This is a genomic window from Polaromonas sp. P1_F8 (assembly GCF_056405635.1).
The window spans coordinates 133,113-155,765 of record NZ_JBFUBS010000006.1; the positions used below are offsets into that span (position 1 = coordinate 133,113).

The 22,653-nt window shown below is 63.2% G+C and carries 19 protein-coding genes; 9 read left to right on the plus strand and 10 right to left on the minus strand.

Annotated elements, in window-relative coordinates:
• Positions 1-5: 5 nt before the first annotated feature.
• From AC1D1J_RS18840 to AC1D1J_RS18860, 5 genes are all read left to right on the plus strand, one after another.
• Positions 6-719: a VOC family protein gene (locus tag AC1D1J_RS18840; RefSeq protein ID WP_477687065.1), complete on the plus strand. Its 714-nt coding sequence runs from the start codon at positions 6-8 to the stop codon at positions 717-719.
• Between the two features lies 1 nt (position 720).
• A complete protein-coding gene (locus AC1D1J_RS18845; RefSeq protein WP_477687064.1) occupies positions 721-1,359 on the plus strand; it encodes a LysE family translocator in 639 nt (212 codons plus the stop codon).
• A 55-nt stretch (positions 1,360-1,414) separates the two neighbouring features.
• A complete protein-coding gene (locus AC1D1J_RS18850; protein WP_477695542.1) occupies positions 1,415-2,437 on the plus strand; it encodes a threonine dehydratase in 1,023 nt (340 codons plus the stop codon).
• Positions 2,438-2,595: 158 nt separating this feature from the next.
• Entirely contained in the window at positions 2,596-3,264 is a 669-nt protein-coding gene (locus tag AC1D1J_RS18855; RefSeq protein WP_477687062.1) for a histidine phosphatase family protein, read from the plus strand.
• A gap of 93 nt (positions 3,265-3,357) precedes the next feature.
• Positions 3,358-4,488 carry a hypothetical protein gene (locus tag AC1D1J_RS18860; protein ID WP_477687163.1) on the plus strand — a complete coding sequence of 377 codons (1,131 nt, stop codon included), beginning with the start codon at positions 3,358-3,360 and terminating at the stop codon, positions 4,486-4,488.
• Between the two features lie 96 nt (positions 4,489-4,584).
• Here the strand turns inward: AC1D1J_RS18860 and AC1D1J_RS18865 are convergent, their stop codons facing one another.
• From AC1D1J_RS18865 to AC1D1J_RS18880, 4 genes are all read right to left on the minus strand, one after another.
• Positions 4,585-5,934: a PQQ-dependent sugar dehydrogenase gene (locus tag AC1D1J_RS18865; RefSeq protein WP_477695543.1), complete on the minus strand. Its 1,350-nt coding sequence runs from the start codon at positions 5,932-5,934 to the stop codon at positions 4,585-4,587.
• 134 nt (positions 5,935-6,068) lie between these two features.
• Positions 6,069-6,527, minus strand: a complete 459-nt coding sequence (locus tag AC1D1J_RS18870) for an Lrp/AsnC family transcriptional regulator (RefSeq protein ID WP_092132085.1) — start codon at positions 6,525-6,527, stop codon at positions 6,069-6,071.
• A gap of 559 nt (positions 6,528-7,086) precedes the next feature.
• On the minus strand, positions 7,087-9,219 hold the full coding sequence (locus AC1D1J_RS18875) for a sensor histidine kinase (RefSeq protein ID WP_477695544.1): 2,133 nt from the start codon (positions 9,217-9,219) through the stop codon (positions 7,087-7,089).
• The gene (locus AC1D1J_RS18880) at positions 9,216-9,941 is read right to left on the minus strand and encodes a response regulator transcription factor (protein ID WP_477695545.1); all 726 of its coding nucleotides are present in this window, start codon (positions 9,939-9,941) and stop codon (positions 9,216-9,218) included. The genes AC1D1J_RS18875 and AC1D1J_RS18880 overlap by 4 nt, the downstream gene beginning before the upstream one ends.
• Before the next feature lie 208 nt (positions 9,942-10,149).
• Here AC1D1J_RS18880 and AC1D1J_RS18885 point away from each other — a divergent pair, with 208 nt between their 5' ends.
• Positions 10,150-11,433, plus strand: coding sequence for an SPFH domain-containing protein (locus tag AC1D1J_RS18885; protein ID WP_477695546.1), 1,284 nt, complete (start codon positions 10,150-10,152; stop codon positions 11,431-11,433).
• The gene (locus AC1D1J_RS18890) at positions 11,433-12,857 is read left to right on the plus strand and encodes an SH3 domain-containing protein (protein ID WP_477695547.1); all 1,425 of its coding nucleotides are present in this window, start codon (positions 11,433-11,435) and stop codon (positions 12,855-12,857) included. The genes AC1D1J_RS18885 and AC1D1J_RS18890 overlap by 1 nt, the downstream gene beginning before the upstream one ends.
• Positions 12,858-12,875: 18 nt before the next feature.
• Here the strand turns inward: AC1D1J_RS18890 and AC1D1J_RS18895 are convergent, their stop codons facing one another.
• The 6 genes from AC1D1J_RS18895 to AC1D1J_RS18920 all read right to left on the minus strand — a co-directional run bounded on the left by AC1D1J_RS18895 (position 12,876) and on the right by AC1D1J_RS18920 (position 20,506).
• Positions 12,876-13,718: a creatininase family protein gene (locus AC1D1J_RS18895; RefSeq protein WP_477695548.1), complete on the minus strand. Its 843-nt coding sequence runs from the start codon at positions 13,716-13,718 to the stop codon at positions 12,876-12,878.
• Positions 13,719-13,876: 158 nt separating this feature from the next.
• Positions 13,877-15,745, minus strand: coding sequence for a potassium transporter Kup (locus tag AC1D1J_RS18900; protein WP_457281481.1), 1,869 nt, complete (start codon positions 15,743-15,745; stop codon positions 13,877-13,879).
• 420 nt (positions 15,746-16,165) lie between these two features.
• Positions 16,166-17,461, minus strand: a complete 1,296-nt coding sequence (gshA, locus tag AC1D1J_RS18905; RefSeq protein WP_457281482.1) for a glutamate--cysteine ligase — start codon at positions 17,459-17,461, stop codon at positions 16,166-16,168.
• A 152-nt stretch (positions 17,462-17,613) separates the two neighbouring features.
• Entirely contained in the window at positions 17,614-18,936 is a 1,323-nt protein-coding gene (locus AC1D1J_RS18910) for a glutamate-5-semialdehyde dehydrogenase (RefSeq protein WP_477695549.1), read from the minus strand.
• 43 nt (positions 18,937-18,979) lie between these two features.
• Positions 18,980-20,074: a DNA polymerase III subunit delta gene (gene holA / locus AC1D1J_RS18915; protein ID WP_477687053.1), complete on the minus strand. Its 1,095-nt coding sequence runs from the start codon at positions 20,072-20,074 to the stop codon at positions 18,980-18,982.
• Between the two features lie 9 nt (positions 20,075-20,083).
• On the minus strand, positions 20,084-20,506 hold the full coding sequence (locus AC1D1J_RS18920) for an Lrp/AsnC family transcriptional regulator (protein WP_477695550.1): 423 nt from the start codon (positions 20,504-20,506) through the stop codon (positions 20,084-20,086).
• A gap of 137 nt (positions 20,507-20,643) precedes the next feature.
• Between AC1D1J_RS18920 and AC1D1J_RS18925 the strand changes: the two genes are divergently transcribed.
• On the plus strand, positions 20,644-21,732 hold the full coding sequence (locus tag AC1D1J_RS18925) for an ornithine cyclodeaminase (RefSeq protein WP_477687052.1): 1,089 nt from the start codon (positions 20,644-20,646) through the stop codon (positions 21,730-21,732).
• Complete coding sequence (gene rocF, locus AC1D1J_RS18930; RefSeq protein ID WP_477687051.1) at positions 21,732-22,646, plus strand: arginase; 915 nt, start codon at positions 21,732-21,734, stop codon at positions 22,644-22,646. Before AC1D1J_RS18925 ends, rocF begins: the two co-directional genes overlap by 1 nt.
• Positions 22,647-22,653: the final 7 nt, after the last annotated feature.

Sequence of the window (22,653 nt, forward strand, 5' to 3'; positions counted from 1 at the left end):
TCATCATGGAAACCACCACCGCATCTCCACCACTGGCCTCGCAGGTCGATCACCTCGTGGTCGTGGCGGCCAACCTGGCCGAAGGCGTGCTGTGGTGCGAACGCGTGCTGGGCATCACGCCAGGGCCGGGCGGCGAGCATCCGCTGATGGGCACGCACAACCGGCTTTTCACAGTGGCGTCGCCGGCCTTTCCACGCGCCTATTTCGAAATCATTGCAATCAATCCGGACAAGCAAACCCCACGTGTGGCACCGGCCAGACGCTGGTTTGACCTGGATGATCATGAGTTGCAGCTGCGGCTGAGCAAGACCGGCCCGCAGCTCGCGCACTTTGTCGCCTCGACGCCCCGTGTGACCGCGGCGGTGCGGGCGCTTTCCCGCCTGGGGCTGGATCGCGGTGAGGCGCTGGACGTCTCGCGCATGACACCGCAAGGCCTGCTGAGCTGGAAGATCACCGTGCGCGAAGACGGCCAGCGGCTGTTCTACGGCGCGCTACCCACGCTGATCCAGTGGGGCGATGCGCACCCGGCCGATGACATGGCGCCGTCGGGCGTCACGCTGCAATCGCTGCACGCCAGCCACCCGCGCCCCGACGCGCTGCGCGGTGGTTACGAGGTTATCGGTCTTTCGGGTGTAGGCCTCTCGCAGGGCCCGCCCAATCTCATTGCCACGCTGCAAACGCCACGCGGCCTGGTCACGCTTGAATCGAAAGGAGCCTGAAATGTTTACCACGACAGAACTTGCATGGTTCGCCCTTGCCGCCCTGGTGCTGGTGCTCACTCCCGGGCCCAACATGATTTATTGCATCTCTCGCACGCTGTGCCAGGGCCCCCGCGCCGGGCTGGTCTCGCTGAGCGGCGTGGCGCTGGGTTTTGTGGTGCACCTGCTGGCCGCGTCGTTCGGGCTAACCGCACTGCTGCTGGCCGTGCCGCTGGCCTTTGATGCCATCAAGGTGGCGGGCGCGGCCTATTTGCTCTGGATGGCCTGGCAAGCCGTCAAGCCCGGAGGCCTGGCGCCTTTTGAAACGCGCGAGCTGCCGCACGACCCGCCGCGCACGCTCTTCCTCATGGGTTTTATGACCAACCTGCTCAACCCCAAGGTCGCCATGTTTTATCTCTCCTTCTTTCCGCAGTTTTTGCACCCCGAACGCGGCGACCTGCTGCTGCAAAGCCTGACGCTGGGCGCCGTGCAGATCAGCGTCAGCACGGGTGTGAACACGGTGCTGATCTGCTTCGCCGCGGCGATTGCCGGTTTCCTCAACCGCAACATCAGCTGGATGCGCGTGCAGCGCTATGTGATGGGTACCGTGCTGGGCTTGCTGGCGCTGCGCCTGCTGACTGAAAAGCGGGTGGCCGCATGAGCCGCCGGGCCGTTCCCAGGGCGAATGCCGCAGCTCGCAGAGCGGAGGCCATCCAATGAGCGCCGTACTCGACCACGCGCCGGAGCTGGGGAACAGCATGTTGCCTTCGCTGCAGGAGATTGAAGACGCGGCGCGAGTCGTCTACCGCGAATTCCAGGCCACGCCGCAGTACCGCTGGGGCCTCTCAAGCCAGCGGCTGGGCACCGACTGCTGGATCAAGCACGAGAACCACACACCGGTCGGTGCGTTCAAGCTGCGCGGCGGACTCACCTACTTTGAGGCACTCAGGCAACGCGGCGAACTGCCGCGAGAAGCCATCAGCGCCACACGCGGCAACCACGGCCAGAGCATAGGCTGGGCGGCGCGCGCCCACGGCGTGCCTTGCACCATCGTGGTTCCGCACGGCAATTCGGTCGAGAAAAACGCCGCCATGCGCGCACTGGGCGTCACACTGATCGAGCACGGCAATGACTTCCAGGAAAGCCGCGAGTTTGCGAAGAGGCTGGCTGCCGAACGCGGCGCCCACATGGTGCCGAGTTTTCATGCGGATTTACTGCGCGGCGTCAGCACCTACTGGTGGGAATTCATGCTGGCGGTGCCGCAACTCGACGTGGTGTATGTGCCGATAGGCCAGGGCTCGGGCGCGTGTTCGGCCGTTGCCGCCAAGCTGGCGCTGGGCCGCAAGCTGCGCATCGTGGGCGTGGTCAGCGCGCACGCCACCACCTACGCCGACTCGCTGGCCGCGGGGCGCGTGATTGAAGCACCGGTGACCACCTACCTGGCCGACGGCATGGCCTGCCGCGTCGCCGACCAGGCAGCACTTGATATTTTGCTGCCGCATCTGGAACGCGTCGTGAAGGTGACGGACGACGAAGTAGCCCAGGCCATGCGCGACCTTTATGCCGACACACACAACGTGGCCGAAGGCGCGGGTGCGGCCAGTTTTGCTGCGGCCATGCAGGAGCGCGGCCAGCTCAAAGGTCTGGTGGTGGGCACCACCTTGTGCGGCGGGAATGTGGACACGGCGACTGTCGCCAAGGTGCTAGCTGCCGGCCCCCACGCTTCTCGCTTCGCGTAGTGCGCTGCTCCCCGAGGGGGCGCTGCGCCTGCGGCCCGGCAAAGCCGGTTCCACGGCCCCTGCTGGCGGGGCTGCGTTTTTTGGCTGAGGCCTCGACACTCGAACACCCAGTCGCGCGCGAGACTAAACGCAGGGGGGCAGCGCGCCACAATTTGCCCATGGGAACCCTCTACCTCGTGCGCCATGGCCAGGCCTCATTTGGCGAAGACGACTACGACGTGCTCAGCCCCATGGGGCGCCAGCAAAGCGTGCGTCTGGGCGAGTACTTCAAGTACAAGGGCATCACCTTTGACGCCGCCTTCACCGGCACGCTGCAGCGGCAGATCAATACCTTTGCCGGGATCTGTGAAGGCATGGGTATCACCATGCAAGCCGCACAGCGCCCCGGGCTTAATGAATATGACAGCCACGCCGTCATCGGCGCCATCCACCCGCATAAGCTCGAAAAACCCGCCACACCTGAGGAATACCGCGGCCACTTCCGGCTGCTGCGTGACGGGCTGGCACAGTGGATGGCCGGCGTCGTCACCCCCCAGGGCATGCCAAGCTACACCGGGTTTGTTGAGGGTGTAACTTCTGTCCTGGACCACATTCGTGCCAATTACACCGGAAATGTGCTGCTGGTTTCCAGCGGCGGGCCCATCTCGACCGCAGTGGGCCATGTGCTGGGCACCAGCCCTGAAACCACGATAGAACTGAACCTGCGCATACGCAACTGCTCACTTACCGAGTTTGCCTTTACGCCCAAGCGGCACATGCTGGTGACCTACAACACCTTGCCGCACCTGGACGCGCCCGAACACGCAAGCTGGATTACCTACGCCTGAACGCGCCTGCGAGCAGCCGGCTTCGTGGTTTTTCCGCCATTGCCGAATCGACCACAAGCAAAGATACTTTGCGGCAACATGACCGCCGCCCTGATGCCCAGCCTTCGTCCTGTCGGAATTCACCTTCACGGTGAAACAACCGGCGCGCTGGCGGCTTCCACATACAGTTTCCTGGTGCAGCTTGAAAAGCTCGGGCTGCAGGACGCCGTGGAAACCACAGAGATTTTCCCGGGGGCCGCCGCTGCAAGAAGCTTTTGCCTGCCGGACGGCCTCGCCGCACAATGGGCGCCCGGCCTGGACACCCTGGGCCTGGCGGAACGGCTGCAGCTGGATACGCTGAATGACAGCGAAGACCTGGAACGGGAGATTCTTCTGGCCATGCTGCTCAGCCCGGTCGCCTTTGAGTTTCCCAGCCATGCGGAGCTGGCATCGGCAGTGCGCATACGCCGCAACATCGTGCTGGCCGCACGCAAGACTGCACTGGAATTCCACACCACCGAAGTCAACCGGCCGGAGGATTGCTGGGTCTACTCGGAAGACGCTGGCTTTACCGTCAAGCCCGGTCACGCGCTGATTCCCGCCCTGGAAAAAGCCACCCAACCCGAGGCCTCGGGCAAGCTGTATTCCTTCTCCTGCTACCGCGCGACCGAATACGTGATCCTGCTGGCCATCGCGCAGGAACTCGAAACCTGCAACCCGCCGTTGCTGGCCGCGCTGCAGCAGCGCTGGGAGCGCCGCGCCATCATGTCGGGCAAATTCCATGACGTGTTCCTGCGCGAATACGGCACGATGGAGCAACCCCTGCCGCCCAAGTATTACGTGCCCGGCGACCGGCTATGGTTCCGAAACCCCGATGAACACTCCTCGGACGTTTCGGGTTATGAAGGCTCCTGGGTGTTCTACATCGGCAACGGGCAGTTCACCAACTTCTGGAAGCGCGAGCAGCCCTACACGCTGACGGCCAAATGCCTGGAGCTGTTTCACTGGCGGCATGCCACCTACACCGACGAAGCCGGCGAGTTGCGTATCAATGAAAGCATTGTGGAAGCCGGCGTCAAGGCCTCCAGCGCCGACCCGGCCGAGACGGCGCGAATCCTGGAACTGATGCTGCGCATGCGTGAACCCAAGGGCGTGTATGCATCGGGCGGGTGCATAGACACCTCGCGGGAACACCCCCGCTGGGTCTGCCCCGGCACCGCCGACATGGTGTTGCCGACAGCCTGATGCGATTCAGGCAGCATAATCGCTATTAAATTAATAGCTGCTCGCGCTCATCACATAAGGGTTTCAGGTATTTTTCCCTTAAGAAATCCAAACCTTCTATTTCAGCTGGCTACCGCTCACCCGCCAGACCACATTGCCCACATCGTCGGCCACCAGCAGCGCGCCGCGCTTGTCCATCGCCACGCCCACCGGCCGACCGTAGGCATGGCCTTCGGGGCTCAGGAAACCCGTGAGAACATCCACCGGCAAACCGGCCGGCAGTCCCTTCTGGAACGGAACGAACACCACTTTGTAGCCGCTGTGTGGCACACGGTTCCAGGAACCGTGTTCACCAATAAAAACTCCCGTGGCCAGTGATGGCGGCAGCGCATTGCCTTCTGAAAACACCATGCCCAATGGCGCGACATGGGAGCCCAGTGCGTAGTCGGGTGAAACCGCTTGCGCCACCAGGTCCGGACGCGGCGGCTTGACGCGGTCGTCCACGTTCTGGCCGTAATAGCTGTAGGGCCAGCCGTAAAACACACCATCACGCACCGAAGTCAGGTAGTCGGGCACGAGGTCGCTGCCGATCTCGTCGCGCTCGTTCACCACCGTCCAGAGTGCGCCGCTGCCGGGTGCCCAACCCATGCCGTTGGGATTGCGCAGGCCCGAGGCAAACACGCGGTGGCTGCCGGTTTTGGCGTCGACCTCCCAGATGGCGGCGCGGCCGGTTTCGGCTTCCATGCCGCGTTCGCCCACATTGCTGTTGGAGCCGACGGTGACATACAGCTTGCTGCCGTCCGGGCTGGCGATGATGTTTTTTGTCCAGTGGTGGTTGATAGGGCCGGCCGGCAGGTCTACCACCTTGACGGGCCCCGCCGTGATGCGGGTCTGGCCCGGTTGGTAAGGGAAACGCACAACGGCATCGGTGTTGGCCACGTAAAAATCATTGCCCACCAGCACCATGCCGAAAGGCGAGTTGAGGTTTTCCAGAAACACGCTGCGGCTTTCGGCCTTGCCGTCGCCGTCGGCATCGCGCAGCAAAGTGATGCGGTTAGCCGTGGGCGCCCCGGCGCCGGCCCGGCCCATCACTTTTTTCATGAACCAGCCGCGGAGGCCTTGAGCCGATTTCTCGTCTTCCGGCTTGGGCGGCGCATTGCTTTCAGCCACCAGCACGTCACCGTTGGGCAGCACGTAAACCCAGCGCGGATGCTCCAGGCCGCTGGCCAGGGCCGTCACGCCCAGGCCCGCCATGGGCGTGGGCATAGCCCCCTCGGGCCAGCCCTTGGCCGGCGCGATGTTCACCGTAGGAAACAGGGTTTTGTTGGGTTTGGGCAGGGTTGGATTGGCACCCATCCCGGCCTCCGGCGGCAACAGGGCGGTGTCGCCGCACGCGGCCAGCGTACAGGCGAATGCCGCGCACAGCACCAGAACATGCCAGACGCGTTGACAGGCAATCGATCGCATAAAACCCCTTGAAGAAATGGCGGCAACGCCGGCGCCCCTGCAGGGTGCGGGGCATTCGTCAGTGTGGGCGGGTGAGGTCCGCGCAGCTGTCAGCCGGCCCCACCGACCGCTGTCAGCGCTGACCTTCGTCTGGCTCAGCCTGGCAATAGAGGCAAATCGGCCTTCTTGAGGGTGCGCAGTACAAAGCTGGATTTGCTGTGGCGTATGCCTTTGATCTTGTAGAGCCGCTCGCGCAGCAGGCGCTCGTAGTCCTTGGTATCGTGCACGGCAATGCGCAGCAGGTAGTCGTATTCACCGGACACCAGATAAGCCTCGATCACTTCGGGAATCGCCGCCAGCGTTTCACCGAACTTTTCCAGCGTGTTGTCGGAGTGGCTGTCGAGCGTGACCTGCACCATCACCGTGTCGCCCAGGCCCAGCGCCTGCGCATTGAGCCGCACGGTATAGCCCTCAATCACCCCGGCCTCCTCCATCTTCTTGATGCGGCCCCAGCAGGGCGAAGGGCTCAGGCCCACGGCCTGGCCGATGTCTTGCAGACTGGTACGCGCGTCGGCCTGCAAAACCTGAAGGATTTTCCGGTCTAAAGTATCCATTCGGCTAATTTATCTGAAATTTCCAATTTCACAGATTTTTTATCTGTTTATGGAAAATTCAGCAGCAAATCAGGCAAATTATTCGGCCACTCCCGGGAGATACTTTCTTCCATGGCAGCGGGCTTACCGGTCCGTCTGGCAAGACAAGGCCTCCAGCGAGTTACCGCTCACTGGGGGCTTTGATTTTTATTCCATTGCTAATTCGCTGCGATAGGTCGTTACGCCGCCTTGCCGTGCCAGGGCCTGCCAATGCCATTTATGCAAATGCGAATGGGGTGAAAACGGTGCCAATCAAGGCGCGCGACGACGCCCAGACTTTTGTCTGGCTAGAAGCGCAACGCCGAGTGGCGCCGTTTTCACCCCATTCCCTCCGGGTTGCGATCAAAAAGGCCTTGCGCGGCGTTGCAAAGCCTTGACGGGGTCTACCCTGCCTGCGTTTTGCGCCTTGCTCAAGGCCTTTTTGATTCGCAACGCATCTGCATAAATGGCATTGGCAGGCCCTAAGCACTGTCTGCGGCGGCGCGCCTACTCTCGCAGCGAATTGGCAATGGATCAGGGATCAGCCGACAGCGCACTGCAGGCGCAACTCCAGGCAAACGCCGCTGTCCAGGTTGTGCGCGGTGATGGTGCCCCCCATCTTGGCCATATAGGTTTTGGCGACAAACAGGCCCTGCCCACGCTGACCTGTTGCGCCCGTGTCGGGCTGGTCGGACACCCCGTACTCGAAAATCTTGTCCAGCAAGCCGACCTCGATCTGCGGGCCGAGGTTGCTGATGGTGATCACGGCCTCAGGCGCAGTGCCTTCCTGCGCCTGCTGTGACAGCGTGATGCGGATCAGGCTGCCGGGCAAACGGTAGCGATCAGCGTTGCGCAGCACATGCGACACGACATCTTCCAGCGAATACTCGTCGGCGCGCACTCTGACCGGCTGGGCCAGCGGATCAAAGGCCACACCGGGAATGCCCGCGGCCGCGGCGTTGCGCGCCACATGGCTCAGAAACTCATTGGCGTCCAGGGTCTGCACATTGAGCGCGGTGGATTCAAAAGCTTCGCTGGGCGACGCGCTGCCATACAGCACGCGCACGGCCTGCTGCATGCGGCTGATGTAGCGGTGCGCCGGGTCGTCGACGCTACCGTGCAGCACCATCAGCGATTGCAGCGGCGACATGATTTCATGACCTACGGCGTGCCAAGTGTCTTTTTCCTGGGCGACCCTAATCTGCTCGCGGCGCACGTCTTCATTTACGCGCTGCAGCAGGTCTTGCAGGCCGCCGGCGAGCACACCCAGCTCGTCGCCGCCACGCAGGTCGGTGAGGTCGACCGTCGCCAGGTTGTCGCTGGCGCGCACGCCCTTGGACACGGTGGCGGCGCGGCGGGTGAGTTCGGTGATGCGGCGGATGATGCGCAGCTCAATGGCCAGCCAGGTCACAAAGATGGCCAGCAGCATGCCGCCCACAAACCAGGACACGCGGGTGGCCACGGCCGTGAGGGCCTTGTTGACGCTGCGAATGTCACCGGTCAGCGTGAGCTCATAACGCCCGAGCGGCGTGCTGATGATGTCGGCGCTCGTGACGGGTGCGTCATAACCATCCACTTGCAGCCGGCGTATCAACCACGCAATCAGGGGCGAGGACCGCTCCGTCGTCTCCGCGCCGGACAGCGACACGACGTCCGAGCTGACACCCGCGCTGCCCATCCTGCGGATGCGCAGCTTCTCGCCGGGCAGCAGCAAAGGGGTCAGCTCAGACCATGAAAAAGGCGCGGTGGCGCCCCCGGCATTGCTGTCGAACAGGGGCTTTCCCTCGCCGGGGGCCAGCATTTCCACCTGCACCTTGATCTGGTCCAGGTCAGCCGGCGGCCAGACGATGCCCGCAGGCCCTTTGGCAAACAGTGCTTCTCGAAACAGCTCAACCGGCAGGCGCACGCTGACAAAGGCACGCCGGGCACAATCAGGGTCTGCCGCCAGCGTGCCGTCCACGCAGCGGCTGTCTTGCCAAAGCCAGCCGCGGAAGTCGCGCACGGGCCGGCTGGCCGGTGTGATCGGGCCCTCATCGGCAAAGCCCACCAGCCGGCCCCTGGCATTGGCAAAAGGCGAGGCGTTGCGGCCCTCGTCCATGGCCTGCATGGCCTGGAAAGGCGCGATCCAGCGGTAGCGCTGCCCGCGCATGTCGACCGTGATGCGGGCGCGATGCGCCTGGCTTAAATCCAGCGTTCCGGAGGTGTGCGACACCAGGGGCCCGCTGTTGAAGCTGCCGACGGCATAGAGAAAACCGCCGGCAAAGGGGTTGTTGCCGACGGCCACGCACATCGACGCCGCATCGGGGTATTGCACCAGGCAGCCCGCCATCTCCACTGCCTGCTGGGCCTTGTTGCGATCGTCGAAATCAAGGGCCGAAAAAGGCAGTACCAACGGGCGCAGCGGCGTCACCTCATGCTCGTAAGCCGTGGGGTTGAGCAGCACCAGCTGGCCCGTGGGATGGCGCAGCTTGGCGGCGATCTGCGCCTGGTTCTTGCGAAAGCCGTCCTGGTAATTTCGGTAGCTGCGCTCCTTTTCGTCCTGCAACACGGCGATGGCCAAGGCGACGGTGGCCATCGCCAGCAGAAAAAAAGCGCCGCGAAAAAATACGCGCAGGCCGAAGGGCACGCGCGCCGGCAGCAGGCGCTCGACGTCCTGGCGGGTGGGCAGCTTCACGCCTTGCCTCTGCCGCGCGGGGGCTCCGGCGCCTCGGCCCAGCGAAAGCCTCGCATCGGGATGTTTTCAATGCCGTCAAAGGCCGCATCGATTTCCTTGAACGCGTCGCGAATCGTGCTGACGTGCTTGCGGATGTTGTCGCGGTTGCGGCCGCTCTTGACCACCTGGTAGAGGTCGTCGTAACTCACGACCTCGCCGCGGCGCGCGTGCAGCGCCGCCAGGATGCGTTGCGCCGTCAGCGGCAGGTTCACGCGCTGACCGCGCCAGATGGCGGTGTTCTGGCGCAGCGGGTCCAGCTGCAGCTCCTGGCTGTCGCCGGCTGGCGCCCTGCCTGCGGGTTTGGCCTTGGCGGTCCGCAGGATGTCCAGGAAGGTTTCGATGAAGTCAGCCTCCTCAAACGTGGTTTTTTGCAGGTAGTCCCAGGCTTCCAGGGCTTTCATGATGCTGCGGTAGATGGCGGCCGGCATGGCGGACACCACCAGCACGGGCGTACCCTGCCGCTGCTTGTTGATGGCGTTGATGATGGCCACGCCGGCATGGCGTTCGCGCCCCAGTTCGATGTCCAGCACCACGGCGTCATAACCTTCGCGGGCAACGGCGGCCTCGGCATCGTCGCGGTTGAACCACTGGTCGACCTGGATGCCCGGACGGGCCGATTCAATCCAGCCCTTGAGCTGGTTGCTCATGGGCAGGTCGTCTTCGATTACGGCAATTTTGGTCATGAGGCCTCAAGAGGATGGGGTGCCGCCATTATGGGTGTGGCCTGCGCCAGGCCGTGTGAGTGTTTCTTCCGTTGGCGGAGGGTTGCCGCCGCCAAACCGCGCAAAGACACCGCGCAGGCGCATTGAATGCTCCGGGCCCGATTCGAACAATGGAGGCCAGAGAAAGCGCAATCCGCGCCTCTCGCCAAACCAACCGGAGGAGCCCATCATGAACCCACGCCTTAGCCGTATTTCCCTGCGCATCCGCGCCATCTTTTCCAGAGGGGTGCGCAGCACCCACCGTATCGCTTCCAGTGGGGTGCAACGCGCCGCCAGCGCCAGCGGCCTGATGATCGCCACCGCCGCGGCGGGCGCGGTCGGCTACCTGCTGTGGGTGCACCCTCCCATGGAGTCGGTGGCGCGCGGCGACGTGGCGATTCGCACCAACCAGTTGACCGGCGGCGTCGACGAATTCCGCGAAGGTTCCCTGCTGCTGCTGCCCGGCTTGCACGAAGTGCGCACCTTCTCGCTGCGCGATCAGGTCTATCGCCCCGAAGGCAGCAGCCGGGCCGACGGCCCCTCACCCTTCCAGTCGATCGAAGGCATGTCGCTGGGCGTGGACCTCACGGTGCGCTATGCGCTGGACCCAGCCAGGGTCAACGCGCTGTCGAAAAACCTGCCCGACGACATCGCGGGCCAGATCGTGCAGCCCGCTGTGCAAGGCGTGATCTACAAGACCTTCACCCGCTACACCGTGCGGGAGATCTTCTCAAGCAAGCGTGCCGAGATCCAGCAGCTCATCGAAGCTGAACTCAAACCCAAGCTCGCGGCCGACGGCATCCTGCTGCGTACGGTGCAAATGGGCAAGGTCGACTTGCCCGCAGATTACCGCCAGGGCATGGACAAGCTGCTGGCCGAAGAGCTTGCGACGGAGAAGATGCGCTACACCCTGGCCCTGAAGGAAAAGCGCGTGAAAGAAACCGAGCTGGACGCGATGGCCGAAAAAATACGCCGTGAAACCAATGCGCAGGCCGCTGCCAGCGAACAGGTGATTGCAGCCAAGGCGCAGGAAGAAGCCATGAAGCATGTCCTGCCCTTCAAGCAAAAGCAGATCGAGCAGCGCCAGCTGGAAGCCGAAGCCGACAAGCAGTCGCGCATCCGCACGGCCGAGGGCAGCGCGCAGGCCCGGCGTATTGAAGCCTCTGGCGAGGCCGATTCGCGCCAGAAACTGGCGGACGCTGAAGCCTACCGGCTGGACCGCGTGGGCAAGATCAACAGCGAGCAGATGGCGCGTGAAGGCGTGCTGATCACCCGGCACCCGCTGCTGATCCAGAAGACCATGGCCGACAAGCTCAGCGACAAGATCACCGTGATCATCGCCCCGCCCTCCACCAGCGGCGGCTTTGTGGGTGCGGGTTTGTTGGGCGGCGCGCCCAAGGCCGGCCGCACCGTGGCGCAAGCGCCGCGCGCCGCCGGCACGCAAGACAACGACGACAAAGAAGAGGCCGAATAATGATCACCACCGCACTTTTGACTTTAGCCATCGTGACGCAGGACCAGGCCACCCTGCGCGCCGCGCCGCGTGATTCGGCCGCACAACAGGCGGCCCTGTGGCAAGGCGACGCGCTCGAGATCCGCGGCCAGCGCATGGATTACCTGCAGGTCTACGACCACAGGCGCGAACGTGCGGGCTTTATCCACATCAGCCAGGTGCGCACGGTCTCGCTGCAGCCCGAGGACGCGCCGCAGCTCCTCTCGGTGGTGCGCTTCCTGCGCGAAAGCCCGGGCGCTGAAGCCCTGGGCATTGCGTACACGGCCGCTTACCTCAAGGCCGCGCAGGCAGACGCCATAGGCGCGGAAGCCTTTGATGCGTTGGGCACCATGGCCGAACGCCTGGCGCGTCGCGCCTCCATGAAGCACGGCAAGGCCACCAGCGACATAATCTCTGCGCACATGGAAGTGGCCTCCTTTTATGGCGTGAACTTCAAGGGTTATGAGCAGAACGGAAGCATGCAGCTTTGCTACAACGGCGAAGCCTTTCGCCGCGTGTTGGCTCTGCCATCCGACGCCGAGCAGCGCGCACGTGCCGCGCTGGCTGTGACCCGCCCTGACTGCATGAGCCCCGACCTGCACCCGCAGGAACGCCTGGTGCAAGACCAGTGGCGCGCCGAAGTGCTGGACAAAGTCAGCGCCGCTCAGTTCGCCCAGTTGTCTGAAGTCAGCAAAAACCGTTTGCGCCTGCGCCGTGCCGGCGTGCACGCCAGCCTGGCATTTGAGCAGGCGCGCCGGGCTGAAGCGCCCACGGCAGCCGCACAGCGCGCCCGGGCGGAACTCGCGGCGGTGAACAAGCTGGAGCTGACAGACAACGACAGGCAGGACTACAACGACGCAGCGATTCGCGTGGGCGCCTCACGATGGGGTGCTGAAACCGCGCTTCCCCGCTTCGCCAAACTGACGGTAGCCACCGAGACGGGCCAGGCCGGCGAAACCTGCGTGGCGCTGTATGAAAACAAGGCCGACGGCAAACCCGGCAAGGACGCCGTGGCCAGGCGCTGCACCTACGGCATTGTGTGGGCCGCGTCCGCCAATGCGCATCCCGACGGTCAGGCCCTGGCGCTCGCGGTGCAGCCGCTGGACGCCTGGCGCGAGCTGTGGGTGTTTCGCAAGAAATCCGGGCAATGGACGATTGAGGTGCTGCCGCCCGCCAGTAACGGCCCCGAGTTGGGCTATGTGGAATTTGCCGGCTGGGTGCGCGGCGCGCCGCAGATGCTGCTGGCCCGCGAGACCCGCATTGCCGGTCGCCTGCGCCGCAGTTTCGAGGTGGCGCGCATGGACAGCTTGACGGCCGAGAAGCAGGCCGGTGACCCGGGAACGCTGGCGGCCTTCGCACGCTCGCAAGACGCCGCGTGGAAGCGCCAGACCGTGATCCTGCGCTAAATGCCTGCTTGCAAAAGCCTAGAACGCGGTTTTATCGCTCAGCGTATCGGCCGGCAACTGGTCGATCTCCACCAGCAGCCGCGCCAGGCTGCTGCCCGCGGCACCCAGCAAGGCACGGCCTTTGTCGGCGGTGGCAGCGGCGGCGTTACCCACCGCGCCTTGCGGGTTGTAGTCCTGCATCTGCCAGGCCAGCTTGGCGCTGCGGCCGTCACCCAGGGTGCGGAACTTCGCCGCCCTGTCCTGCGAAGTGGAATGAAAGTTCTGCGCCTTGGCCATGTCGACCTGATCCGGCTTGAGCGCCAGCATCATGGAGGTTTCGATCTCGCCGGCGTGGATGCCGAAGCGGTGCTCTTCGGCACTGAACAAATCATTCACGGACTTGCCATCCTCACCTGTGAGCGGCAGGTTGAACCAGTTCACGCTGTAGACCAGCATGCCCAGCCGGGCCCGCAGGTCGCGCGCCACCACATCCAGCAAGCCAACCTGGCCGCCGTGCGAATTGAGCAGCACCAATTTCCTGACACCCGTTTGCGCAACGGATTCGGCCAGCTCGGTCCAGAGCCGGATCACGGTCTCGGCTTTCAGCGTGAGCGTTCCGGCGAAGCGGGTGTGCTCGGGGCTAAAGCCCACGGATTGGGTGGGCAAGAACAGCACCGGCTGCGTTTGCGGCAAATGCGGCAGGGCAGCGGAAATTACGCCCTCCACCAACGTCGCATCCACATTGAGCGGCAGGTGAGGGCCGTGCTGTTCGATAGCCGCCACGGGCAGTACGGCAATGCAGCGGGTCAAATCCATGCCGGCAAAGTCAGGACTCTTCAAGTCGGACCAGAAGCGTGTGGGGTTGGCAGCGTTGAGAGTCATGACAGTATTTTCTGCTATCCGGGCGCCGGATTGGCAGCAGGCCAGGGCAGAGACCCGGGAAAGCTGCCCGAGCCACGGAAGAAGCACAATCGCTATCAATTCAATAGCTGGTTGCGCCCGTCACTATTGGCCTCAAGGCCTAATTCTTGAGTAAATGCTCAGATTTCAATCTTGCTGCCCAGCTCCACCACGGAATTGTTGGGCAGATTCAGGAAGTCCGCTGCACCGCTGGCGTTGTGGTGCATCTGCGCAAACAGCTTCTCGCGCCAGGGTGCCATGCCGCTGCCGATGGTCGGGATCACCGTGTCGCGCGAGAGGAAATAGCTGGTCGTCATCGACTCCAGCTCGCAGCCCCGGCCCTTGATTTGCTGCAGGGCCTTGGGCAGGTCCAGGTCGTTCTTGAAGCCGTAGTGCACATTGACCTGCCAGCAGTCGTGGCCCAATGATTCAATTTCGAGACGCTTGTTCATGCCGATCCAGGGGATCTCATGGTTGCGCACCGTCACGAACAGGTTTTGCTCATGCAGCACCTTGTTGTGCTTGAGGTTGTGGAGCAGCGCGTTGGGCACACTGCCGGGCTCGGCCGTCAGGAATACGGCCGTGCCTTCGACACGGGCCGGCGGGCTGACGAAGACGGCGTCCAGGAAGCTGGGTAAATCGATCGCATCGGCCCGCAGCTTTTCATTGAGCAGGTGCCGCCCTTCTTTCCAGGTGATCATCAGCGTAAAGACCGCACCCCCAATCACCAGCGGGAACCAGCCGCCGGCAAACAGCTTCATGAGGTTGGAAGCGAAGAACGCAAAGTCAACGACAAAGAAAACGCCGGTGGCCGCGATGCACAGGCTCAGCGGATACTTCCAGCCGTAACGGATCACGTAGAAAGTCAGGATGGTGGTGATCAGCATGTCGGTGCATACCGCGATGCCGTAAGCGGCCGCCAGGTTGCTGGACGAGCGGAACATCACCACCGCGAGCACGATCGTTATGAAGAGGCCCCAGTTGACGAAGGGCATGTAGATCTGGCCGGTGTCGCGCACGCTGGTGTGCTGGATATTGAGGCGCGGCAGGTAGCCCATCTGGATGGCCTGCTTGGTCACGCTGAAGGCGCCGGTGATCAGCGCCTGCGAGGCAATGACGGTGGCCATGGTGGCCAGGCCCACCAGCGGGAGCAGCGCCCACTCGGGTGCCATCAGGAAAAACGGGTTCTTCACCGCGGCAGGGTTGCCGATGAGCAGCGCGCCCTGGCCGAAGTAATTGAGCACCAGCGAAGGCATGACCACCGAGAACCAGGCCAGGCGAATCGGTTTTTTGCCGAAGTGGCCAAGGTCGGCGTATAGCGCCTCGGCGCCGGTTACGCACAGCACGACGGCGCCCAGAATGATGAAGGTGGTACCGGGGTTGGCCCACATGAACATCACCGCGTAGTGCGGGCTGACTGCCACCAGGATTTCGGGATGGGTCACGATCTGCGAAATGCCCAGCAACGCCAGCACGGCAAACCAGATCAGCGTGATGGGGCCGAAAAATTTGCCAATGCCCGCCGTGCCGTGCTTTTGCACCGCGAAAAGGGCAAACAAAATAACCAGGGTGATCGGGATCACGCCCTGCTTGAAGGCAGGCGAGACGACTTCCAGACCTTCGACGGCCGACAGCACCGAGATGGCCGGGGTGATGACGCCATCGCCATAGAACAGGGATGTGCCGAAGATGCCAACGATCAGCAAGGTCTTGCGCAGCTGGGGCTTGTCTTTCACTGCGGTGGAGGCCAGCGCCAACATGGCGATCAGGCCGCCTTCACCGTTGTTGTCGGCGCGCAGCACCAGCGCCACATACTTGATCGAGACAATGACGGTCAGCGTCCAGAAGAAGATGGACAGGATGCCGTAGACGTTGTCTGGGGTAAAGGGAACATGCCCGGAACCGAAAACTTCCTTGACGGCATACAGGACGCTGGTTCCGATGTCGCCGTAGACGACACCAATGGCGCCCAGGGTGAGCGCCGCGAGTGATGATTTTTTACTGGACACAAAAACTTCCCGTCTTTGCGCTCGGCCCGTTCAAGCGGGTCCAAAGCGGCGGGAATGGTTACCTTTGGGAACGCTATTTTGCGCCCAGGTACCCGGCTTGCAAGTCGGCGGACACCCCTAAATCCAACTAATCCCGATTTTGTTGCACCGCAACAACTTGTAACAAAACGGGCCGGCAGGCGCTGGGTAAGCCAGCGCCAACAGGCGAGTTTTTGGCGCTACTTTTTTAATAGCTGCTTGCGCACGGCCTGTTTGGGCTAGAGGCCTAAAAGACTCACAGTTCGGACCGTCGCGGGTGCATCAGTTCCCCGACTTTCCAAGCAGCCGCAGGCAGGCCGGCTTTGCCGGATGCCTTGCGGCGTCCCCTGCAAGGGGAAACGGCACTACACGAAGCGTAGCGAAGTGAGAACGATAGGGGTGTTAGTCGTAAACCTCGGCGTCCGGGTCGGTGGCTTCGAGTTCATAGCTCGCAGCAAGCATCGCCAGTCGGGCGATCACGCCATACATATAGAAGCGGTTGGGGCTGCTGGAGCCGGGCTTCTCGCCGGGCTGCGGCAGGCGGCCGCTGTCGGCAAAGGCCAGCGGCACAAAGCTGGCGCCGGGCGCATTGAGGTTTTCGTCCACACCGCGCTCCGCATGCACGCGGTAAAAGCCGCCCACCACGTAGCGGTCCATCATGTAGACCACGGGCTCGGCCACGGCGTCGTTGACACGCTCGTTGGTCAGCACGCCTTCCTGGATGATCACTTCGGACAGCGGCTGGCCGTCTTTCGTCGTGCTCATCTTGTTTTTCGTCTTGCGGTTCAGCGCGTCCAGGTCTTTCACGTCGCGCACCGTCATGATGCCCATGCCGTAGGTGCCGTTGTCCGCCTTGACGACGACAAAAGGCTTTTCGTTGATGCCGTATTCCTTGTACTTGCGTTTGATCTTGGTGAGCAGCGCATCGACGTTGGTGGTCAGGCAGTCCATGCCGGTTTCTTCGGCAAAGTTGACTTCACCGCACTGGGCGTACATGGGGTTGATAAGCCACGGGTCTATGCCCAGCAGCTTGCCGAAACGCTTGGAAACTTCTTCGTAGGCCTTGAAATGCCGCGACTTGCGGCGCACCGACCAGCCGGCATGCAGTGGCGGCAACAGGTACTGCTCGTTGAGGTCTTCGAGGATGCCGGGGATGCCGGCCGACAGGTCGTTGTTCAGCAAAATGGTGCAGGGGTCGAAGTCTTTCAGGCCCAAGCGGCGGTCGGTCCGGATCAACGGCTCGATCGTGATGGTCTCTCCGGTCGGCAGGTTCAGCGTGGTGGGCTCCTTGATGTCGGAGCTCAGCGAGCCGAAGCGCACATTGAGGCCCGCCTGGTGAAAGATGCGCTTGAGCTGCAGCACGTTGGACAGGTAAAAACTGTTGCGCGTGTGGTTCTCGGGCACAACCAGCAGGTTGCGCGCCTCGGGACAGATCTTTTCGATCGCGGCCATGGCGGCCTGCACCGCCAGCGGCAGCATTTCGGGCGTCAGGTTGTTCCAGCCACCGGGGTAGAGGTTGGTGTCGACCGGGGCGAGCTTGAAGCCGGCGTTGCGGATATCGACCGAGCTGTAAAACGGCGGCGTGTGCTCCATCCACTCCAGCCGAAACCAGCGCTCAATCGCCGGCGTGGAGTCCAGGACGCGTTGTTCGAGTTCGTTGATAGGGCCGTTCAGGGCGGTGATGAGGTGCGGAACCATGCGGCCACTTTCGATGAGGGAATCTGTTATTTGCTTCGGTTATATCTGACCGAATTTTAGGGAGATTGGGACAAACTACGGGGGTTACAAGGGGTAACGCCAACGCAAGCCATCCAAAAATCCGTGGGCCGACTTCTCAGCCCGGCATGGCTTCAGGTACGGACTTCGCCCTGGCCCAGCACCACATATTTGAGGGACGTCAGCCCCTCAATCCCGACCGGTCCACGCGCGTGGAACTTGTCGGTGCTGATGCCGATTTCGGCGCCCAGCCCAAACTCGAATCCATCGGCGAAGCGGGTGCTCGCATTCACCATGACGCTGGCTGAATCCACCTCGCGCAGAAAGCGCTGGGCATTGATGTGGTCGCGCGTGAGAATGGCGTCGGTGTGGTGGCTGGAGTACTGGTTGATGTGGGCGATTGCTTCATCAATGCCCGCCACCACCTTGATGCTGATGATGGGCGCGAGGTACTCCTCGTACCAGTCCTGCTCGGTGGCAGCCTTGAGGTTGGCGCCTTTAACGCTAGCCAGAATGGCCTGCGATTCGGCATCGCAGCGCATTTCAACGCCTTTGGCGGCGTAGATGGCGCCGATTTTGGGCAGAAACTGCGCCGCCACGCCGCGCGCGACCAGCAAACCTTCGCTGGCATTGCAGGGGCTGTATTTTTGGGTTTTGGCGTTGTCGGCCACTTTCACCGCCATGTCGATGTCGCAAGGGTCGTCGACATACACATGGCAGTTGCCGTCCAGGTGCTTGATGACCGGCACCTTGGCGTCGCGGCTGATGCGCTCGATCAAACCTTTGCCGCCGCGCGGGATGATCACGTCCACATACTGCGGCATGGCGATCAAATGGCCCACGGCTTCGCGGTCGGTGGTGGGCACCAGTTGCACCGCGTCAGCAGGCAGGCTGGCGTCGGTCAGCGCCTGCTGCACCAGCGCAGCCAGTGCCTTGTTCGATTCAATCGCTTCCGAGCCGCCGCGCAGGATGCAGGCATTGCCACTCTTGATCGCCAGCGACGCGGCTTCAATCGTCACGTTGGGCCGGCTCTCGTAAATCATGCCGAACACGCCGATGGGCACGCGCATCTGCCCCACGCGGATGCCGCTGGGCTGCTCTTTCATCCCAATGATGTCGCCAATGACGTCGGGCATCACGGCGAGCTGCTCGCAGCCAACGGCTACGGTCTCGATGATTTTGGGGCTGAGTTTGAGTCGGTCCAGCATGGGCCCGGCCAGACCTGAAGCCGTGGCGCGCTCAATATCACGCTGGTTGGCGGTTTCCAGCGCAGCCACATTCTGGCGCAGCAAGGCGGCCAGATTCACAAGCGCTCTGTTTTTGATAGCTGCTTGCGCCCGTGCCATCTGGGCTGAAGCCACTTTTGCCTTGGACCCAAGCGCTTCCATCAGTCGAGGGACATCGCTGGCGAGGTCGCTGGACGAAGAAAGGGCTTTGTGGGAGTCAGGCGCGTTCATCACACCATTTTAGGCCTCTGACGCGGGCCCGGTGCGCGGGGGACTATGCCTGCCTGGGACGGCCCTGCCCCTGCATGGCGCATTGCTCACACACCATACCGGCCAGCCGGTGCAACGCCTGCCAGCCGTCGGCCGGCCAGTCGGGCTGCTTGAGGCCTTTAACGATGCCGTCAACCTTGTGCGCGGCGTGCAACAGATTGGACAAAGTGGTGTCACCGATCTGTGGCAGCACGCGTTCAAACAACTTTTCCTTGATGCCCCAGACGCGGTTTTCGCGCAGCGCCATGGGCATGGGGCGGCCGGCGCTAATCGCATCTTTCACGCGTTTCATGCTGCGGATGTCTTCGGCCAGCGCCCAGTGCACCAGTACCTCGGACTCGCCTTCGGACTGCAGGCCGTCGAGCATGCGTGCCACGCGCACCGACTGGCCGCCCAGCACGGCTTCAGAAAGTTTGAAGACGTCGTAGCGCGCCACGTTGAGCACGGCGTTTTCAACCTGATCGAAAGTGAGAACGCCGTCGCTGCCGCCGGATTGGGCCGGGTACAGCAGTCCCAGCTTCTGGATTTCCTGGTGCGCGGCCAGCAGGTTGCCTTCCACCCGATCGGCAAAGAACTGCAGCGTGCGCTGCCCTTCTTCACCGGCGGCCACGCGCTGGCCCTGCTGTTGCAGGCGCTGGGCAATCCACTGCGGCAGGCTGCGCCGGTCTATCGGATCGAATTTGACGGTGACGCCGAAGCTTTCGAGCGCGCCGAACCACGCGCCCTTGGCCGTCATGCTGTCCAGCCGCGGCAGCATGACCAGGGTGAGGGTGGAGTCGTCGCCCTGTGCGCGTTCGGCGATTTGCTGCAACGCGACGGAGCCGTCTTTTCCAGGCTTGCCGCTGGGGATGCGGATCTCGACGATCTGCTTGTCGGCGAAAAGGCTGAGCGAACCGCCGCTGGCCAGCACCTCGCTCCAGTCGAAATGCGCGCCGGCCACGGTGTGCACCGTGCGCTCGGTATAGCCCTGTTCGCGCGCCGCACCGCGCAGCGCGTCGGCAAACTCCTGCACCAGCAGCGGCTCGTCGCCGTGCAGGGTGTACAGGCTTTTCAAACCGCGCTTGAGGTGTTCCTGGAGTTGGGCGGGGGCCAGATTCATGAGGGGAGTTTAAAGCTTGGTGGTCGACAGTAGCAGGCTGGTCTCGGTGTTGGCAATGCCTTCGAGCAGGCGGATGCGGCTCAGCACACGGTCAAAGGCTTCCAGGGTGTCGGCCTGCAGCTCGGCCACCATGTCCCAGCGACCGTTGGTGGTGTGCAGTGCGCTCACGGCCGGGTCGCCGCGCAGGGCGGCCAGCACCGCGTCCGTGCGGTTGCCTTCGACCGCCACTGTCATGAAGGCGCGTATGCGGTGGCCCTCGGCCTGGGGCTTCAGGCGCACGGTGTAGCCGGTGATGGTGCCGTCGGCCTCCAGCCGGGCCAGGCGGTTTTGCACCGTGCCGCGCGAGACGCGCAAAACCTTAGCGATAGAGGCCACCGAAGCCCGGGCGTCGTCGCGCAGCAGGGAAAGCAATTGGCGGTCGGTGTCGTCCATCAAGCGATTTTATTGTCGAAACGCCAACTAAAGTTGGCTATTTGCTCAAACAAGTCATTAATTTGATCAACTTACTGACTTTTCTTTGGCGCAGCGGCTGCGGACAATGGAAATCAACATAAGACCGGGAGCCCCACATGGTTGACTACATTGGCATTGAAAGCATTCAGAAAATCGTCCGCCAGCGCGGCGCTGCAGCCTTTATCGAGGGCCTGGCCGGCGAGATCGAGCATGACTACCGGCGCTGGAACGACTTTGACAAGTCGGCGCGCCACGCCATCCACTCGCCCGACGGCGTGATCGAACTCATGCCCACCAGCGACGGCCACCAGTACTCCTTCAAGTACGTCAACGGCCACCCGAAAAACACCGAGCTGGGTTTGCTGACGGTAACCGCCTTCGGCGTGCTGGCCGATGTGGACACCGGCTACCCGCTGCTGCTGTCAGAGCTCACCATCACCACCGCGCTGCGCACGGCGGCTATGTCGGCGCTGGCCGCCAAGTGGATGGCCCGCCCTGACAGCCGCGTCATGGCCATCATCGGCAACGGCGCACAAAGCGAATTCCAGGCGATCGCCTTTCACCACATGCTGGGCATACGCGAGATGCGCCTGTTTGACATTGACGCGGCAGCCAGCGATAAACTGGCCCGTAACCTGCATGCGATGGGGCTGCAGGGTCTCAGCGTGACGATTTGCCAGTCTGCGGACCACGCCGTGCAAGGAGCCGACATCGTGACCACCATCACCGCCGACAAACGCAACGCCGTCATCCTGACGCCCGGGATGATCCAACCCGGCATGCACCTGAATGCCGTGGGCGGCGACTGCCCCGGCAAGACCGAGCTGCATGCCGACATCCTGCTGCGCAAGGACGCGCGCGTGGTGGTTGAGTTCGAGCCGCAGTCGCGCATCGAAGGCGAGATCCAGCAAATGCCGGAAGACTTCAAGGTGGCGGAATTTGCCGACGTGCTCAAGGGCACGGCCAAAGGGCGTGCATCGCCCGCAGAAGTCACGATTTTTGATTCGGTCGGTTTCGCGCTGGAAGACTATTCGGCGCTGCGCTATCTGCACAAGCTGCAACTGGCAGACGAAGCCAATCGCCGCCAGATCGACCTGGTGCCGCACCTGGACAATCCCAAAGACCTGTTTGGCCTGCTCGCTCCGGCTGCAGCGCCGGCCGCCAAGGCGCCGCGTAATTCCTCTATTCCTGAAATGGCCCGTTGATGACCACTTCCGTAGCACTGATTGGCGCTCCCACCGACATCGGCGCGGGCAGCCGCGGCGCGTCCATGGGCCCTGAAGCCTTGCGCGTGGCGGGCATCCGCGAAGCGCTACACGGCCGGGGCCTGGAGGTGGTCGACACCGGCAACCTCGCCGGCCCCACCAACCCCTGGCTGCCGCCCGACGAGGGCTACCGGCATCTGGACGAGGTGGTCGCCTGGAACAAGTCGGTGCATGAGGCGATGTACCAGAGCCTGGCAGCCGGCCACCTTCCTATTCTTCTGGGCGGCGACCACTGCCTTGGGATTGGCTCGATCAGCGCCGTGGCGCGCCACTGCCGTAACACCGGCAAAACGCTGCGCGTGCTCTGGCTGGACGCCCACACCGACTTCAACACCAACACCCTCACGCCCACCGGCAATGTGCACGGCATGCCCGTGGCTGTGCTGTGCGGCCACGGCCCGGCCGAGCTCACCAGCATCGGCGGCACGGTGCCCGCCATGAGCCCCAAGGCGATTCGGCAAATCGGCATCCGCAGCGTGGACGAGGGCGAAAAGCGCTTTGTGCGGCAAGAGGGCCTGGAGGTGTTCGACATGCGCTACATCGACGAGATGGGCATGCGACACGCCATGGAAAAAGCGCTCTCGGGCATGGACGCCAACACCCACCTGCATGTGAGCTTTGACGTGGACTTCCTCGACCCGTCGATCGCACCGGGTGTAGACACCGCCATCAAGGGCGGCCCTACTTACCGGGAGGCGCAGCTGTGCATGGAGATGATTGCCGACACCGGTTTGCTCGGCTCGCTTGATGTGATGGAGCTGAACCCGGCACTGGACGTGCGCAACGGCACGGCCGAGGTGGCCGTGGACCTCATCGAGAGCCTGTTCGGCAAAAGCACACTGATGCGGGCCTGATGGGCTA

Coding starts and splice junctions, on each gene's coding strand:
- AC1D1J_RS18920 (WP_477695550.1), bottom strand. CDS start 20,506: ATGGACGACACCGACCGCCAATTGCTTTCCCTGCTGCGCGACGACGCC.
- rocF (WP_477687051.1), top strand. CDS start 21,732: ATGACCACTTCCGTAGCACTGATTGGCGCTCCCACCGACATCGGCGCG.
- holA (WP_477687053.1), bottom strand. CDS start 20,074: ATGAATCTGGCCCCCGCCCAACTCCAGGAACACCTCAAGCGCGGTTTG.
- AC1D1J_RS18885 (WP_477695546.1), top strand. CDS start 10,150: ATGAACCCACGCCTTAGCCGTATTTCCCTGCGCATCCGCGCCATCTTT.
- gshA (WP_457281482.1), bottom strand. CDS start 17,461: ATGGTTCCGCACCTCATCACCGCCCTGAACGGCCCTATCAACGAACTC.
- AC1D1J_RS18840 (WP_477687065.1), top strand. CDS start 6: ATGGAAACCACCACCGCATCTCCACCACTGGCCTCGCAGGTCGATCAC.
- AC1D1J_RS18855 (WP_477687062.1), top strand. CDS start 2,596: ATGGGAACCCTCTACCTCGTGCGCCATGGCCAGGCCTCATTTGGCGAA.
- AC1D1J_RS18910 (WP_477695549.1), bottom strand. CDS start 18,936: ATGAACGCGCCTGACTCCCACAAAGCCCTTTCTTCGTCCAGCGACCTC.
- AC1D1J_RS18865 (WP_477695543.1), bottom strand. CDS start 5,934: ATGCGATCGATTGCCTGTCAACGCGTCTGGCATGTTCTGGTGCTGTGC.
- AC1D1J_RS18860 (WP_477687163.1), top strand. CDS start 3,358: ATGCCCAGCCTTCGTCCTGTCGGAATTCACCTTCACGGTGAAACAACC.
- AC1D1J_RS18895 (WP_477695548.1), bottom strand. CDS start 13,718: ATGACTCTCAACGCTGCCAACCCCACACGCTTCTGGTCCGACTTGAAG.
- AC1D1J_RS18850 (WP_477695542.1), top strand. CDS start 1,415: ATGAGCGCCGTACTCGACCACGCGCCGGAGCTGGGGAACAGCATGTTG.
- AC1D1J_RS18890 (WP_477695547.1), top strand. CDS start 11,433: ATGATCACCACCGCACTTTTGACTTTAGCCATCGTGACGCAGGACCAG.
- AC1D1J_RS18880 (WP_477695545.1), bottom strand. CDS start 9,941: ATGACCAAAATTGCCGTAATCGAAGACGACCTGCCCATGAGCAACCAG.
- AC1D1J_RS18925 (WP_477687052.1), top strand. CDS start 20,644: ATGGTTGACTACATTGGCATTGAAAGCATTCAGAAAATCGTCCGCCAG.
- AC1D1J_RS18845 (WP_477687064.1), top strand. CDS start 721: ATGTTTACCACGACAGAACTTGCATGGTTCGCCCTTGCCGCCCTGGTG.
- AC1D1J_RS18870 (WP_092132085.1), bottom strand. CDS start 6,527: ATGGATACTTTAGACCGGAAAATCCTTCAGGTTTTGCAGGCCGACGCG.